The organism is Jeotgalicoccus sp. ATCC 8456 (assembly GCF_016313225.1).
Taxonomy (GTDB): Bacteria; Bacillota; Bacilli; order Staphylococcales; family Salinicoccaceae; genus Jeotgalicoccus; species Jeotgalicoccus marinus.
Genome location: NZ_CP066224.1, coordinates 792,717 through 807,643, shown reverse-complemented (window position 1 = coordinate 807,643; position 14,927 = coordinate 792,717). Strand labels below are relative to the sequence as shown.

At 36.6% G+C, this 14,927-nt stretch carries 19 protein-coding genes; 14 read left to right on the top strand and 5 right to left on the bottom strand.

All coding sequences use genetic code 11. The annotated features are described in order from the left end of the window. Positions 1-26: 26 nt before the first annotated feature. Positions 27-1,208: an FtsW/RodA/SpoVE family cell cycle protein gene (locus JEM45_RS04100; protein WP_026867507.1), complete on the top strand. Its 1,182-nt coding sequence runs from the start codon at positions 27-29 to the stop codon at positions 1,206-1,208. A 116-nt stretch (positions 1,209-1,324) separates the two neighbouring features. Here the strand turns inward: JEM45_RS04100 and JEM45_RS04095 are convergent, their stop codons facing one another. Then, entirely contained in the window at positions 1,325-2,224 is a 900-nt protein-coding gene (locus tag JEM45_RS04095; protein WP_026867508.1) for a COX15/CtaA family protein, read from the bottom strand. Positions 2,225-2,541: 317 nt separating this feature from the next. Here JEM45_RS04095 and cyoE point away from each other — a divergent pair, with 317 nt between their 5' ends. From cyoE to JEM45_RS04060, 7 genes are all read left to right on the top strand, one after another. Further along, positions 2,542-3,462, top strand: a complete 921-nt coding sequence (gene cyoE, locus JEM45_RS04090) for a heme o synthase (protein WP_198687868.1) — start codon at positions 2,542-2,544, stop codon at positions 3,460-3,462. A 33-nt stretch (positions 3,463-3,495) separates the two neighbouring features. Then, positions 3,496-4,671 (top strand): cytochrome c oxidase subunit II, encoded by a 1,176-nt coding sequence (coxB, locus tag JEM45_RS04085; protein WP_026867510.1) that lies wholly within the window; start codon positions 3,496-3,498, stop codon positions 4,669-4,671. 2 nt (positions 4,672-4,673) lie between these two features. Next, a complete protein-coding gene (locus tag JEM45_RS04080; RefSeq protein ID WP_198687867.1) occupies positions 4,674-6,593 on the top strand; it encodes a cytochrome c oxidase subunit I in 1,920 nt (639 codons plus the stop codon). Further along, complete coding sequence (locus JEM45_RS04075; protein WP_198687866.1) at positions 6,593-7,219, top strand: cytochrome (ubi)quinol oxidase subunit III; 627 nt, start codon at positions 6,593-6,595, stop codon at positions 7,217-7,219. The genes JEM45_RS04080 and JEM45_RS04075 overlap by 1 nt, the downstream gene beginning before the upstream one ends. Further along, on the top strand, positions 7,220-7,561 hold the full coding sequence (locus JEM45_RS04070; RefSeq protein ID WP_026867513.1) for a cytochrome C oxidase subunit IV family protein: 342 nt from the start codon (positions 7,220-7,222) through the stop codon (positions 7,559-7,561). It begins immediately after the preceding gene. A gap of 125 nt (positions 7,562-7,686) precedes the next feature. Then, positions 7,687-8,646, top strand: coding sequence for a cytochrome c oxidase assembly factor CtaG (ctaG, locus tag JEM45_RS04065; protein ID WP_026867514.1), 960 nt, complete (start codon positions 7,687-7,689; stop codon positions 8,644-8,646). Positions 8,647-8,663: 17 nt separating this feature from the next. Next, positions 8,664-9,119, top strand: a complete 456-nt coding sequence (locus JEM45_RS04060; protein WP_035857326.1) for a DUF420 domain-containing protein — start codon at positions 8,664-8,666, stop codon at positions 9,117-9,119. 116 nt (positions 9,120-9,235) lie between these two features. Here the strand turns inward: JEM45_RS04060 and JEM45_RS04055 are convergent, their stop codons facing one another. Beyond that, on the bottom strand, positions 9,236-9,598 hold the full coding sequence (locus JEM45_RS04055; RefSeq protein WP_026867516.1) for a YugN family protein: 363 nt from the start codon (positions 9,596-9,598) through the stop codon (positions 9,236-9,238). 126 nt (positions 9,599-9,724) lie between these two features. On the opposite strand from JEM45_RS04055, the gene JEM45_RS04050 reads away from it, so the two are divergent. Continuing rightward, positions 9,725-10,162 (top strand): YlbF/YmcA family competence regulator, encoded by a 438-nt coding sequence (locus JEM45_RS04050; protein ID WP_026867517.1) that lies wholly within the window; start codon positions 9,725-9,727, stop codon positions 10,160-10,162. A gap of 49 nt (positions 10,163-10,211) precedes the next feature. Here JEM45_RS04050 and JEM45_RS04045 read toward each other — a convergent pair whose 3' ends face one another. Then, on the bottom strand, positions 10,212-11,132 hold the full coding sequence (locus tag JEM45_RS04045) for a glycerophosphodiester phosphodiesterase family protein (protein ID WP_198687865.1): 921 nt from the start codon (positions 11,130-11,132) through the stop codon (positions 10,212-10,214). An 86-nt stretch (positions 11,133-11,218) separates the two neighbouring features. Here JEM45_RS04045 and JEM45_RS04040 point away from each other — a divergent pair, with 86 nt between their 5' ends. Beyond that, a complete protein-coding gene (locus JEM45_RS04040; protein ID WP_026867519.1) occupies positions 11,219-11,482 on the top strand; it encodes a DUF2129 domain-containing protein in 264 nt (87 codons plus the stop codon). On the opposite strand, the gene JEM45_RS04035 is transcribed toward JEM45_RS04040, so the two are convergent. Next, entirely contained in the window at positions 11,479-11,850 is a 372-nt protein-coding gene (locus tag JEM45_RS04035) for a DUF7147 family protein (RefSeq protein WP_026867520.1), read from the bottom strand. The two genes, JEM45_RS04040 and JEM45_RS04035, sit on opposite strands and share 4 nt — an antisense overlap. Before the next feature lie 59 nt (positions 11,851-11,909). Between JEM45_RS04035 and rsmD the strand changes: the two genes are divergently transcribed. Together rsmD and coaD are read left to right on the top strand one after the other, a co-directional pair. Then, positions 11,910-12,449 carry a 16S rRNA (guanine(966)-N(2))-methyltransferase RsmD gene (rsmD, locus tag JEM45_RS04030; protein ID WP_198687864.1) on the top strand — a complete coding sequence of 180 codons (540 nt, stop codon included), beginning with the start codon at positions 11,910-11,912 and terminating at the stop codon, positions 12,447-12,449. A gap of 9 nt (positions 12,450-12,458) precedes the next feature. Further along, positions 12,459-12,950: a pantetheine-phosphate adenylyltransferase gene (coaD, locus tag JEM45_RS04025; protein ID WP_026867522.1), complete on the top strand. Its 492-nt coding sequence runs from the start codon at positions 12,459-12,461 to the stop codon at positions 12,948-12,950. On the opposite strand, the gene JEM45_RS04020 is transcribed toward coaD, so the two are convergent. After that, positions 12,937-14,070 carry a nucleotidyltransferase gene (locus JEM45_RS04020; RefSeq protein ID WP_026867523.1) on the bottom strand — a complete coding sequence of 378 codons (1,134 nt, stop codon included), beginning with the start codon at positions 14,068-14,070 and terminating at the stop codon, positions 12,937-12,939. The two genes, coaD and JEM45_RS04020, sit on opposite strands and share 14 nt — an antisense overlap. 136 nt (positions 14,071-14,206) lie before the next feature. Between JEM45_RS04020 and JEM45_RS04015 the strand changes: the two genes are divergently transcribed. Further along, entirely contained in the window at positions 14,207-14,722 is a 516-nt protein-coding gene (locus JEM45_RS04015) for a YceD family protein (protein WP_026867524.1), read from the top strand. 2 nt (positions 14,723-14,724) lie between these two features. Beyond that, positions 14,725-14,898 carry a 50S ribosomal protein L32 gene (gene rpmF / locus JEM45_RS04010; protein ID WP_026867525.1) on the top strand — a complete coding sequence of 58 codons (174 nt, stop codon included), beginning with the start codon at positions 14,725-14,727 and terminating at the stop codon, positions 14,896-14,898. Positions 14,899-14,927: the final 29 nt, after the last annotated feature.

Below are 14,927 nucleotides of genomic sequence, written 5' to 3'. Positions count from 1 at the left end.
CTTTTTTAAATGAGGGACCAGCCCAGATGAAGTACATAAAAAACTTTATCAACTACGTGAAGTCATATTCTAAGTATGTTGATTTTTTAATAATAATCGCTTATGTTGCCCTATCTTTAATTGGTCTGGTGATGGTCTATAGCGCAAGCATGGTACCTGCTGAGATGAATGAAGGTAGTTCAACTTTTTACTATTATAGGCACCTCGCATTTTTAATACTCGGTTTTATTATTGTATTTTTCATGACGTATTTTATGAGTGGGAATTTCTTTAAAATGAAGGGTGTCCAAATACTCATGATAACAATAATTGTTATACTCCTACTTCTAACTATGGTTATTGGTACTGAGGTAAATGGACAGCGAAATTGGATACGATTTGGACCATTCGGTCTACAGTCATCTGAGTTCTTTAAAGTAATTTCTATTTTATATCTCGCGTATATATATTCAAGACGTGAAAAACGCTTAGGCAGTGCGAATGAATCTAGTACTGGCCCCTTAATTTTTATATTAGCAATTTCTGGACTTGTCATCATCAATGATACGGGAACATGGTTGGTTATTGCAGCCATTATTATCAGTACATTTATGTACTTAAGAATACCGTTTAAATTTATTTTTAGAGCTGGACTTGCAATCGGCGGTGCCTTATTAGTTGGTGGCGGGATAATGTATTTGATTAACGGGCAAATTCTGTCTAATTATCAAATGCAGAGAATCGAAACATTTTTACATCCATTTAGTGATCCAGCAGGTAGTGGCTATCAGCTGACAAATTCATTGATGGCAATATCTAACGGTGGCATTTTTGGGACAGGTATCGGTAGCGGTGTTATTAAACTTGGTTATTTACCTGAACCACACACAGACTTCATAATGGCTGTAATTGCTGAAGAGTTAGGATTGGTCGGTGTACTGCTGATCGTCGGTCTATATCTAGTAATCATTATTAAAGCGATGTCCTATGCTAGACGGTCAACTGACACATTTTACCAAATTGTATGTGTTGGGGTCGCGATGTATATTACCATGCAAGTGTTCATAAACGTCGGTGGTATTTCTAAGATTATTCCACTGACGGGTGTCCCATTACCATTGTTAAGTTACGGTGGGTCATCATTCTTAAGTGTATCTATAGCAATTGGTCTATTAGTCATTGCAGCAAAACATGTAAAATCTGCTGAAATTGAATTAAAAGGTCGTTAAATATAAAAGAACTTTTAACCGGATGTTGCTCAATTTGAGTGACATCCGGTTTTTTGTTTAGAATTAGTGACAAAAAAACAGGAATCTTATTATAAGATTCCTGTACTAATTCCATACTAGCCCTTGTTTCTTGATAGTAACATGATGAAGTAACATAATACTCCAAATAACAAGGTGATAAACAAGGCATGGAATAAGGCAATAAATATATTGACATGAGTGATGACTGAAAGCATACCTGTAATGACTTGTAAAATCAGTAAGGTAAATGCGATAAGCCAACCATTTCTGATGATTTTTGAATCACTGTAATTTCTTAGGACATGGATGACGATTATAACCATCCAAATGAATAGAATTCCAACGAGGAACCTGTGTCCCATTTGTACGGCTTGGTAAAAATTTCCTGGCATGACTTGACCTGGCATACAATGTGGCCATTCTGTACATGCTAATGATGAGTCAGTGTGTCTAACAAGTGCACCGCTATAAATAACAAAATAAATATAGATCGTTATCAGTATAGTGTTATATCTTAAGAATGGTCTGACAAAAATTTTACGGTCCTCATGACCATAAGATGTTTCGAAAATTAATAAGGTTAATAACAAGACAGCTGAAAAACATATTAATGATATACCAAAGTGTGCTGCTAGGACAAAGTCTCCTTCCCAGATGCCAATTACCGCTGCCGCACCAATTAAAGATTGGATGAGTATGAAGCTTAAAGAAACGTAGATAAGAAATTTAGCTTCTCTAACATGACCAATTTGTTTCCAAGCCATGTATGCAAGTAATATCAGAAATATGATCGCTATACCTGAGACACCACGGTGCGCAAGTTCAATAATTGTGTCGATGGGCCAATCTCGTGGGATAAGCTTACCATGACACAAGGGCCAGGTTTCACCACAGCCATCTTCTGAACCTGTTTTTGTAACCAGTGCGCCTCCGATTTGAACGAAGACCATTATCAGTGTAGTGATCACGGCTACAATTTTTAAATTTTTATACAAATAAAACACCTCAAAACAATCGTGTATCTGTCTCTAGTACAGTTACTAAATATATATCAGAATTGCACTCTTTGCAATCCGCAAAGTTGTGAAATACCCTTAACAATTCCGTAAACTGTGGTAAAATTTAATAGTGTAGGGAAACACTTATACTATTTGAGTATAAAACAGTTTAGGGCATTTATTCATACATATTGATGAATAATTCTTGAACAATGCAAAATGTAACAATTTTATTTCAAATATGTATAGAAAATATGTCCCAGATAATCTATTATTAAATATAAATGTGTTTGTTAATGAAAGGGGGCGAATAGATGCACAGTGATGTATACCAAGAGGAGATACATCAGTCAGCACGCAGTAAAAAATTTAAGGCAATTAAAGCACTCATCAAGGACGGCATAATCAAAGCGAATTTAATTCCAGCTTTTGCTGCAGGGTTTTTAGCGGTTATGTATTATAACATTTCATTTTTTGATGCAATTCCAGTCATGCTGCTGATGTTAGTAGGTACAGCGCTGGTCATCGGAGGTGTTTGTGCCCTAAATAATTATTATGACAGAGATATTGATGTGCTAATGAAATCAAAGAGTAAAAGACCGAGTATTGATGGCACTTTTTCCGGTAAGGAAATATTAATCATCGGCTTTTCTATGTTAGCAATTGGGCTTGTCATGTTATTTTTCATTAATACTGCTGCTGGTGTACTCGGATTAATTGCAGCCTTCGGATACGCAGTTGTGTACTCGATCTTTGCCAAGAGACATCTTGTGGCAAACACAGTTATAGGAGCAATACCTGGAGCAATGCCACCGCTTATCGGCTGGGCGATTTTCGATCAAGAGCTACATATTTTAGCGGTTGCGATGTTTATTGTAATGTTCATCTGGCAAATGCCTCACTTCTATGCACTTGCCATTAAGAGAAGTGAAGAATACAGTCATGCAGGTATACCGATGCTCCCTTCTGTAAAAGGAAATAATCGAACTAAGCACTCGATGATTTTCTGGGTGACACTTCTTTTGTTCACACCACTAATGATGTTTGAGCTGGGGACTTGGTTTGTTCTATTAGTAACAGCATTAAATCTCGTCTGGTTCTATTTGGGTGTTAACCAGTTCAAACAGATTACAGACTATAATCGCTATGCCGGGCGAATATTTGTCTTTTCACTCAACTACGTTGTGATTTTCTTTGTCATGGTTATCGTAGCCGGCTTACTTGTGAATGTTTAGTAAAGTAAATGAATGAAAGAGGGGTCTAACACAATGAACTTTAGTTTTCTTAAAGGAAAAGGGCTATTATTAGCGTCTGTATTAACACTTTTCCTTGCAGGTTGTGGAACAAATGAATTAAGTACACTACGTCCTGCAGGTGAAGTTGGACAAGAACAGTTCAACTTGATGTTAATTTCTATCATCATTATGATTTTAGTTATTGTTGTTGTAACAGTATTATTTACTATTTCGGTATTGAAGAGTCGCAGAAGTAAAAAAGGTGAAGATTTCGAACCGAAAGATGTTTCAGGTAATCATACCTTAGAAATTATTTGGACTTCTATACCAATCCTGTTACTACTTGTCTTAGCTGTTCCAACAGTTTATTTCGTGTTTAAACAAGCAGATACCGAAGCGAGCACAGATGCCGAGGGTAACGTTAACGCGGAAGAAACAGTGATTAACGTAAGAGCTTACCAATACTGGTGGGAATTTGAATATCCGAATGAGCAAGTCGTAACATCACAAGAACTTGTTGTTCCTACTGATAAGAAAGTTTACTTCAACTTACAAGGTGCAGACGTAAAACACTCATTCTGGGTGCCAGCTGCTGGTGGTAAGATGGATACCAATATCGATGGAATCAATAGTTTCTACTTAGTATTTGATGATGAAGCATCACAAGATGCGGATCGATTATTCTATGGTAAATGTGCGGAATTATGTGGACCATCACACGCATTGATGGACTTTAAGGTTAAAGCATTACCTGAAGAAGAGTATGATCAGTGGTTAGCGGACATGAAAGCAATTGAAGAGCCAGTTCAAGCATCTTCTGAAGACGCACAACGTGGTGAAGAAATCTTTAATAACTCATGTATGGGCTGTCACGCAACTACTCCAACAGGATCTGGCGCAATGGGTCCTAACTTAACTAACTTTGGAGACCGTGAATTAATTGCTGGTTTCTTAGAACACAACCAAGAAAATCTTGAAGCTTGGATTTCTGATCCAGAATCATTCAAGCCAGGAAACAAGATGACAGGACAATATGAATTATCTGATGATGAAATCGAAGCAGTTGCATCTTACTTGATGGAACTGAATGTTGAAGAAGGTTCTGGAGACGTTTCTACATTAAGAGAACCTGCTGAAGAAGAAGCCGCTGAAGGTGAAGAAACTTCAGATGAAGAAGCTTCTGAAGAGTCAGAAGAGGGGGGTAACTAGTAATGTCTGAAGCAACAGCGAAAAAAACTGGTTTTTGGGCAACAATTTGGGAATACATGACCACTGTTGACCATAAGAAAATTGCTATACTTTACTTGATTGCCGGTGGATTTTTCTTCGCACTCGGTGGTATTGAAGCAATGCTTATTCGTTTGCAACTTGCAGTACCAAACAATGATTTTCTATCTGCAGGGTTGTTCAACGAAGTAATTACAATGCATGGTACAACGATGATTTTCCTAGCAGCGATGCCACTCTTGTTCGCATTTATGAATGCAACAGTGCCGCTGCAAATCGGGGCTCGTGACGTAGCATTCCCATTCCTAAACGCTCTAGGTGTATGGTTATTTATCTTTGGTGGTATCTTCCTAAACCTTTCATGGTTATTAGGTGGTGCACCTGATGCAGGGTGGACAAGTTATGCGTCACTCTCTATATCATCACCTGGACATGGTATTGATTTCTATGCACTTGGTTTACAGGTATCTGGTGCAGGTACTTTAATTTCAGGTATTAACTTTGTAACAACAATTATTACAATGAGAGCGCCTGGTATGACATACATGAGAATGCCACTAATGACGTGGACTACACTTGTAGCATCTGTTCTTATCGTATTCGCATTCCCGCCGCTTACAATTGGATTATTCTTATTAATCTTTGACCGTATGTTTGGTTCTAGCTTCTTCATTGTAGAAGCTGGGGGTAACACAATTATCTGGGAGCATTTATTCTGGATCTTCGGTCACCCGGAAGTTTATATATTAATTCTTCCAGCATTCGGTATTTTCTCTGAAATATTTGCAACATTTGCACGTAAGAGATTGTTTGGATACTCTGCCATGGTATTCGCTGTTGTATTGATTGGTTTCTTCGGATTCATGGTTTGGGCTCACCACATGTTTACAGTAGGCCTTGGACCAACAGCTAATGCTATTTTTGCACTTGCTACTATGGCAATTGCAGTTCCGACTGGTATTAAGATATTCAACTGGATCTTTACTATTTGGGGCGGTAGTATTGAATTTACAACACCAATGATGTATGCACTCGCGTTTATTCCATCATTCGTAATGGGTGGGGTAACTGGTGTCATGCAGGCAGTAGCGCCAGCTGACTATCAGTACCATGACTCTTACTTCATCGTTGCTCACTTCCACTACGTTATCGTTGGTGGGGTAGTATTCGCATTGCTCGCCGGCTTACATTATTACTGGCCATTGATGTTTGCAACAATGCTCAGTGAAAAACTTGGTAAGGTTACGTTCTGGTTATTCTTCATTGGATTCCACTTAACATTCCTTATCCAACACTTCTTAGGTCTATGGGGAATGCCAAGACGTGTATTCACATACCTAGACGGGCAAGGTTATAATGTAGCGAACATGACATCAACAGTGGGTGCCTTATTGATGGCCCTAGCAGTTATTATTTTACTGATAAATATTGTAATGACAGTTGTCAAAAACCAAAAGGTTGGACGTGACCCATGGGGTGACGGACGTACACTTGAGTGGTCATTACCACTTCCAGTGCCGTATTACAACTTTGCACAGATTCCACTTGTTCGTGGTTTAGATGCATTCTGGTTAGAGAAAAAAGAAGGTAATGGAGAAATGCTTCCAGCTGAATCATTGGACGACTTCCATATGCCAAACAACTCAATCATTCCATTTATTATGTCACTTGGTTTATTCATTGCATCATTTGGTGCATTGTACTTTGCCGCAGGTAAAGATTGGGCAATTGATGCAGTATCAGGATTACCAGAAAAACCTTGGGCAGTATGGGTATTAATCATCGGTTTAGCGATTACCGTAATATCAATGATTGTACGTTCATTCAAAGATGACCTTGGTTACTATGTGAAGAAAGAAGAAGTATTAAAAGACCTTGAAGAGCTTGAAAGGGGTGCAAAATAATGGCGGAAATGAAATATAATGTACCTAATGAACAATGGCCTGAGCACCCGGAGACAGCAACGCAAGAAGGTAAGAATAAATTCGTTGGATTTTGGACTTTCCTTGGTGGAGAAACTGTACTATTCGCATCACTATTTGCGACGTACTTAGCACTTAAAGATAGCGTGCCAAGTGAGGGTCACTTACTGGCAGCTGATCTTTTCCAACTAGAACTTGCTTTTGTTATGACAATGTTACTTTTAACATCTTCATTAACAAGTGTATATGCAATCTATCATATGCGTAATAACAACTTTACTAAGATGCAATTATGGTTAGCCATTACAGTATTACTCGGTGCAGGATTCTTAGCTTTAGAGATATATGAGTTCTATGAATATGTACATTTAGGACACACATTTAGATCTAGTGCTTTTGGTAGTGCCTTTTATATTCTAATAGGTACACATGGCTTCCACGTTATAATTGGTCTAGTATGGATTACAAGTTTAATTATCCGTAACGCGACTCGAGGTTTATCAGTGTACACAGCAGCTAAAGTTAATACTGCTGCCTTATACTGGCACTTCATCGATGTTGTGTGGGTATTCATCTTCACAATTGTTTACTTGTTAGGAGTGTTATAGATGGCTGAACTAAATAACAAACCAATGAGCGATATTAAACTTAGAAATATACGACGTCAAAGAACGAAAGAAATGCGTTTACAGCTTACCGGCTTTGCCTTTATGATTTTCTTAACATTTATGGCATTTGGTATGGTTGCTCTAGACTTTAATGCAACTTTCATAACTGGATCTGTAATTCTATTTGCATTCATTCAGGTAATTTTACAGTTCTACTACTTTATGCACATTAAGGATGAGGGGCATGAATTTGTAAAATTATTTATGATAGTTGGTATGTACTTTGCAATAGCATTCTGTGTAACATTTATTTTTATAGTATGGATTGGACAACCAATCTAAAGAATGACCCCAACAGGGGTCATTTTTTTATTCATTACTTTGTCACTTTGTTACTTTTTAGCGCCTTGTCTTATAAAGTCAATGAATTTATACTAGGTATATAGGTTAAACTCGAGGTGGTATGTATGGAGAACATAACTTCTATAAAGATTTTCGGTTTCATGGCAAACTGGAGTCCATTCTTTATGGCCTTTGTTATTATGCTTACAGTTGTGTATTTTCTTGTTACTGTAAGGTGGTATAAAGACTTTGAAGGTGGTCGTCCACTGACTCCAAAAGAAGGGTCACTATTTGTCGTAAACATGATTCTTTTATACTTAATGTACGGTGGACCAGTAGATATTCTGAGTCATATATTATTTACATTCCACATGATTCAAATGGCCTTTGTGCTATTTTTAATTGCACCGTTACTATACTTTTCAATACCAGAGTACTTACAAAAATATATAGTGAGTCTTCCAGTTATTGGACCTGTATTACGTTTAGGTGCAAAGAAACCATTATTTTCATTGATGCTACTTATTGCAGCATTTTCTATCTACCATCTTCCAGTGGTTATGGATAACTTAAAAATGAGTGCGACTTTACATACTTTAGTACTCGCAATAATGTTTTTAACTGCAGTAATGGCATTTTACCCAATGTTTAATAAGGTAGAGCCTGAAGAAACACACATGGGTGGCTTGTTTAAATTATTGTATATATTTGGTATAGGTGCCTTTGTTACACCAGCATGTGCGTTAATTATCTTCTCTAGTGAACCGTTATATGCAACGTTTACAGAAGGCGAAGCTTGGTTAAGTGCCATGGAGTTATGTGTACCAGCAGGTGTGTTAGATAGCATTGCAGGATCAGGGATGATATCAGGACCTGAATATTTCACAAATTCAACACCACTCAATGATCAACAAACTGGCGGAATTATTATGAAAGTATTACAGGAAATAATATTTGGTGTTATGCTAGGTTTTATCTTCTCTAAGTGGTATAAAGATGAACATAGAGATGAAGACAAAATTACTGAGCAGGCACTCATTAAAGCACAACAACAAAAAGAGCTATACAATAGCCACAGAGTTTAGGAGGAAGTTAAGTGGATATACATTTTATCCTACCTACAATTAGTACATCATTTATAATATTGAGTGCGATTTTGATGGGTGTAGGTGTTTATCATATTAAAAAAGGCAATGTCCAAACACATGAAAAAGTCATGACTATAGCAGCTTGGTCAGCCTTAGCATTCTTCGTTATTTACGTATCGAAGACGATCTTTTTAGGTAACACTCAATTTGGAGGACCAGCATCATTAGAACCTTATTATGTGACATTCTTAATCAGTCACATTTGCTTAGCTACAATTGGTGGTATTCTAGGTGGAATACAAGTCTTCACTGGTAAGAAAAACAAATTAAAAACCCATAGAAAAATGGGGATGACAGCTGCGACTATATGGTTCTTTACGGCCATAACTGGTGTCATGGTTTATGTCATCTTATATATTTTATACCCAGGTGGAGAAACTACTGGTCTTTGGGATGCTATCTTCCATTAATATAAAACAACGATGAATCTATTTTTAGATTCATCGTTGTTTTTATGTATATGAGCGAATACATAGAAAAAAATAACGACACCTTGTTATTTAGAGAAAGTGCCGTTATTAAAGTATTAAGCTTCAGCAAGTGCTGTAAGTTCAGTAGAAATTGTTCTGATTTTATTAATTGCATGTTCAACAATACGCTCTGGGAATACTTCATCACTACCGTATTCGATACCTGTTGGATAGTAATGTTTACCCATGTAAGGATCCATTAATTGAAGTGTGGCATTGTTCGCACCAACGTCACCATCAATTGCGTAACCAGGAAAACGCAAGTAATAAATTCCTTCAGGAATTTCATATTTATAGTCGAAAGTCATACGTTCATAGTCCCAGCTGCCTCCGAGTACACAACCATTGTGGTTCATGACTTCTTGCAGTGAGCCCTGTGGAATGACTACTTTTTCAATACCTGAGTTTTCAAAAACCATCATTTTGCCCCCTATCATTTTTCCATTACCCTAATTTTAATCTATTCCCTATGGACTTGCAAATGGTATTTCTAATATAGTAACAAATGTAACGGTATGATAGAATAGTTTTTGAGAGGTGATTAAATGCAAACAATGGTAGATTTTGAAATAATGGATTTGCTCGACTCTCTTAATGAAATGGTCACTGACACTGAGGAATATAATAATTATTGCTACTATAAGAATCTTCTTGAGACAGACAGTGAAGTCTCACAAATGATTAAAGACTTTGTCATCCTAAAAGAGGATTTTGAAGAAGTGGAACGCTTCGGTAAATATCATCCTGACTTTAGTACAAAGCGTAGGGAAATTAACCAATTTAAGAAGAATTTAGATATGAACCCTATCGTAATGGAATATCGTCGTGCAGAGTTTCAACTTCAATCTTTACTTGATGAAGTATTGTTCCATATCGGGCAAGCTGTAAGTCCTCATGCAAATATTGTCAGCAGCAATCCGTTTTTCGCAAATAGTTCTAATAGTGGATGTGCAACCGGCGGAAATTGTAGTTGTGCAAGCTAAATATACAAATGATCCCCGTGGAATTTATTTTCCACGGGGATCACTCTTTTTAATATCTGTCTTTCATTAAGTGGTAACTAATATCTGGGTAATCAGTCACAATAGTATGTGCACCTTTTTGAATAAGTTCATCCATCTTGTCCATCTTGTTAATATTCCAGAAACCAACAGCGATATTTAAACTAGTTAAAAACTCAATGAATTTCTCAGTATCTAGTGGGATACCATTATATTCAGTTGGCAGTTGGAAGGTATCTGCTTTTGGTGTATACATATGACCAAAACCTAGTTTTTGTAAGAAGTAGGCTTTCGATACTTGATCAACACCTGCTCCTAGAGCAATTTTATTGTCTGCGTATAAGTTAAATTGTTTAATTTGAGAATCATAGAAACTTGTCACAAGAATACGGTCTTCTGCACCAAGCTCCGTAATTAATCGGTAGAGTAGGCTAGGTACCAAACTACCAGCATATGTTTCTGGATCATCTTTAATATCAAGGTTAATCAATTTGTCAGGATATTCTTCGATGAGTTCTTTCAATGTTACAATTTTTGCTTTCTCATGATTTCTGTATGGGTGTTTGCCTTCGACATCTGTGAAATGATATCCGAAATCTAAAGCACGTAAGTCTTCAAGTGTTAGATTGCTGACTTTACCAGCGCCATTAGATGTTCTATCAACATATGCATCGTGGAAGACAACGATTTCTTCATCTTTAGTCAGACGAATGTCTATTTCAAAACCTTCGACATTAAATTCTGATGCCTTATCAAAAGCGAGTCTAGTATGTTCAGGTCTTAACCCCATACCACCTCGGTGTGCAAAGACATAAGGTGAACGTTTTTTGAAGTATGGTTTGATATCGCGTACTGTCACATCAGCAGTCAATTTAGTACTTGCCCATACTCCTAATGTTACCCCAGCTACAACACCAGCAGCTGTCATTAATTTCTTAAAGCAATTTGCCATGATATAACCTCCATGAGATATTCATTTAAAAAACTCTTGTATAATGTGTTATTATAACCATAAAGATTCAGATAGGTGGTCAGCCAATGATAGTAAAACGTATCGGAATATATGTTTATTTTAAACAAAATAAATTCATTCGACAATTGAAACGACACGGACATTTAATATATGTTAACAAAGATAAGAAATACGCCTTAATTTACGTCAATGAAGATAAGCTTGAAAACACCCTAATCGAACTCGGTAAATTAAAATTTGTTACAGATATTACAACATCCGAATATCATAATATTAGCCGAGAATATAGCAGTGAAGACTATGAAGAGAAAGATTATCGAGTCATTTAAGTCATCGGTAAGAGTAAATGATTGAGCCTCAATAGACCAGTTAAATACTGATAAAATTGTTCTTGTTCATAGAAATCTTCAGGTGATTGTGTTTTTATCTCAATCACATTGATGTTATTATCATCACACCATGATTTTATAAGTTCATATTTTTTACCTGCACCTGCTTCATATTTGATGCCATTGTAAATTGTGTAGACTGCTTGCACATTTTGTTCTACAGGTTTCATAATGAGTAAAAAACTTGCAGGTGATTTGTCATTGTAGCAAAATACTGCATGTTCTACACGTTGGTGATTATATTCGATGAGGGCATGTAACTCAAATATTTCACGGTAGCCTTCTCCCATCGTTATAAATTTTTGCATATCATCAACTCCTATCAAGTATTTTATATGAGTAGGCTAGTAATTGAAAGGGCAGACAGATGAGAATAATAAGCGGTAAATATAAGTCAAAAAAAATAAACACACTTAAGTCTAGTGATACACGACCAACAAGTGACAAGGTTAGAGAAAGTATTTTTAGTATGCTTGGAGTAGTAGAAGGAGATGTTTTAGACCTATTCGGTGGTACTGGTGCACTAGCAATTGAAGCAATAAGCCGCGGAGGAACCTCTGCAATGATTATAGACGGTGCAAAGGATGCAATTCGTATAATCAGAGAAAACACCGATAGTATTGAGGAACCTATTGAAATATATAGAAATGACTATAGAAGAGCACTGAAGGCGATGAGTAAAAGAGAGAAAAGTTTTAATCTAATATTTCTAGATCCACCATATAGAAAGAAATTAGTGGATAAGAGCTTAGAGATAATTAAGTCAGAAAGTTTACTCAAACCCAACGGTAGAATTGTCGTTGAAACTTCTGCTGACGAAACTGTGAATATTGATGGCTTCAAACAAATTAAAACACACACTTACGGCACCATGAAAGTACAATTACTCGAATTGGACAATCATTAGGAGGATATTATGGCGAGAAATAAAGTTGCAGTTGTACCTGGTAGTTTTGACCCGATTACATATGGGCATTTAGATATCATTGAAAGAGCATGTAAAATTTTTGATAAAGTCTATGTATCAGTTTTAAGGAATTCATCAAAACAAGGTCTATTCTCACCGACAGAACGTATCGAACTAATTAAAGGTGTAACAAAACATCTTGATAATGTTGAAATCATCCAGTTTGATGGACTGCTAATCGAATTCTGTCAGCAAGTTCAAGCAGATGCGATTATTAGAGGTTTAAGAGCTGTCAGTGACTTTGAGTATGAGATGCAGTTGACCAGTATGAATAGGAAACTAGATAGTAAAATCGAAACGATGTATATAATGACAAATAATAACTATTCATTCATATCCTCATCTATTGTCAAAGAAGTTGCAAAATACGGCGGCAAAGTCGAAGACATTGTACCGCCGTTAATTGAAGATGCCTTAAAAGAAAAGTTCAAGACTCAATAATTACAGGTGTATTGAAATCATTTTTAGTACCACCTGTAAAAGTGTTATATACTTCCGTAGCTGTCACTTCATGTGATACTAAGCTACGGTTGTTTTTATTTACGTTGGTAATGATTTCAACTTCATCTAACAATTTTAAATGGGCTTGACCGGTCTTATTCATACCAAGCACACGGACACTGTTAGATAACCGATGTTCTTCCATTATTTTGTTTGTAATATTCATGAGGATAGCGATCATTAATCTACTTAGGCGAGTCCATGTATATCGCTTCGTTTTTACTTGACTGATGAAATCACTGTAGCTATGTGATGTTTTAATCTTATCCTTAAGTCGATATTCTAAGCCCTCTGTCATCATGTAAATTTCTCTAAGCTCACTTAAACTTTTAGTTAAAATGATTGTTTTTAACGTTGTAAATACATCTTCGTTTGATGCGAGGTGACTAGACATTATTTCATCAACTAAAGCTGAAGGCATAAATTGTTTTGCATCGTCGATATCATGATTAAATAATGTGCGTCTTATACTTGTGGCACTAGAAAAAGCCTGATTTGATAGTTCTTGATCACTATAATGATTTCCGGTTCTCTTTGTCGTATCAACTTTAATTTTTAAGCCCATTTCTTCTACCGTTTTAATATAAGCGATCCCCAAAGTATTATTCGGTGAGGATAGAAAATCTGACTGACTTAATTCATCCATAGCCCTCGGATAGCTTTTACCAGCTCTTAATAAGTCATGGAATGCTTCAGACTCACTTAAATCGTTGGATTCTTTAGCAGCTTTACTCAAGCCGATGATGTCACCTGACTCACTGCCAAACACCAAATCTGTAGCGCCCATCAAACTGGCTATATGAACACCACCTCTGGCAAAATCATCGGCAAAACTTACCGCATTTAAAAATGGTAGCTCACAGACGAGGTCTACATGTTTTAAACATGCTTTAGTACGGGTGAACTTATCTGTAATTGCTAGCTCACCTCGCTGAGTGAAATTTCCAGACATTATCGCAATAGTTACATCAGGATTTACGAGTGCCTTGGCACTTTCTATATGATAAATGTGACCATTATGAAATGGATTATATTCTGTAATTAATGCTAAAATTCGCATACAAAACCCCCCGGAAAATGTTATACTTAGTGTACCAAAATATTGAGCATTTAATAGTGATTTGTTAAGAAATAAACTTGACACTTTTTCTTTATAATTGTACAATATCTGTTGTGCTCATAAGAGGTGGAATTATATGAAATGGTCACTTTCCCAGTTAAGAAAGTATACCAATGACAAATTCACTTTTAATGAAACTGTCCAAATAGACAAGTTGTATGATCGAGAAGACATATTAGCGATTGAAGATATAAATGTATCTGCTAGTATGCTTATAGGGACTCAACGTATAAACGTTGATTTACTTATATCTGCCACTGTTAAGATGATCGACAGTCGGACTGGTAAAGTAGTAGATTACCCGCTTGAAGTACAATCCGTTGAAGTGTTCGATGAGAACCTTGATGATGAGGAAATTGAAGATGACAATCTACACGCAGTCGATCATACGATTGACTTAGAACCGATTGTTAGAGAATTAATTATCGTCAATTTACCGACAGTTTATACTGAGAGTGATGAACTACCCGGGTCATCAGGCGCAAGTGGTTGGACAGTACTAGAGGAAGCGGAGGCTGACAGTGAAAAACCTGCAGTTGATCCGAGATTACAAAAACTAGAAGCTTTAAAGCTGAACGATGAGGAGGAATAATAATGGCAGTACCTAAAAGAAGAACTTCTAAAACACGTAAAAATAAACGCCGTTCACACATGAGAATTTCAATGCCAGGTATGGTAGAATGTCCAAACTGTGGTGAGGCTAAATTAGCACACCGCGTATGTAAAGAGTGTGGCAGCTACAAAGGTGAAGAAGTCGTAGCTAACTAAGATAAGTTAAAAAAAAGACCTGGAAATCA

Coding starts and splice junctions, on each gene's coding strand:
- JEM45_RS04100 (WP_026867507.1), top strand. CDS start 27: ATGAAGTACATAAAAAACTTTATCAACTACGTGAAGTCATATTCTAAG.
- cyoE (WP_198687868.1), top strand. CDS start 2,542: ATGCACAGTGATGTATACCAAGAGGAGATACATCAGTCAGCACGCAGT.
- coxB (WP_026867510.1), top strand. CDS start 3,496: ATGAACTTTAGTTTTCTTAAAGGAAAAGGGCTATTATTAGCGTCTGTA.
- JEM45_RS04080 (WP_198687867.1), top strand. CDS start 4,674: ATGTCTGAAGCAACAGCGAAAAAAACTGGTTTTTGGGCAACAATTTGG.
- JEM45_RS04075 (WP_198687866.1), top strand. CDS start 6,593: ATGGCGGAAATGAAATATAATGTACCTAATGAACAATGGCCTGAGCAC.
- JEM45_RS04070 (WP_026867513.1), top strand. CDS start 7,220: ATGGCTGAACTAAATAACAAACCAATGAGCGATATTAAACTTAGAAAT.
- ctaG (WP_026867514.1), top strand. CDS start 7,687: ATGGAGAACATAACTTCTATAAAGATTTTCGGTTTCATGGCAAACTGG.
- JEM45_RS04055 (WP_026867516.1), bottom strand. CDS start 9,598: ATGGTTTTTGAAAACTCAGGTATTGAAAAAGTAGTCATTCCACAGGGC.
- JEM45_RS04050 (WP_026867517.1), top strand. CDS start 9,725: ATGCAAACAATGGTAGATTTTGAAATAATGGATTTGCTCGACTCTCTT.
- JEM45_RS04045 (WP_198687865.1), bottom strand. CDS start 11,132: ATGGCAAATTGCTTTAAGAAATTAATGACAGCTGCTGGTGTTGTAGCT.
- JEM45_RS04040 (WP_026867519.1), top strand. CDS start 11,219: ATGATAGTAAAACGTATCGGAATATATGTTTATTTTAAACAAAATAAA.
- JEM45_RS04035 (WP_026867520.1), bottom strand. CDS start 11,850: ATGCAAAAATTTATAACGATGGGAGAAGGCTACCGTGAAATATTTGAG.
- rsmD (WP_198687864.1), top strand. CDS start 11,910: ATGAGAATAATAAGCGGTAAATATAAGTCAAAAAAAATAAACACACTT.
- coaD (WP_026867522.1), top strand. CDS start 12,459: ATGGCGAGAAATAAAGTTGCAGTTGTACCTGGTAGTTTTGACCCGATT.
- JEM45_RS04020 (WP_026867523.1), bottom strand. CDS start 14,070: ATGCGAATTTTAGCATTAATTACAGAATATAATCCATTTCATAATGGT.
- JEM45_RS04015 (WP_026867524.1), top strand. CDS start 14,207: ATGAAATGGTCACTTTCCCAGTTAAGAAAGTATACCAATGACAAATTC.
- rpmF (WP_026867525.1), top strand. CDS start 14,725: ATGGCAGTACCTAAAAGAAGAACTTCTAAAACACGTAAAAATAAACGC.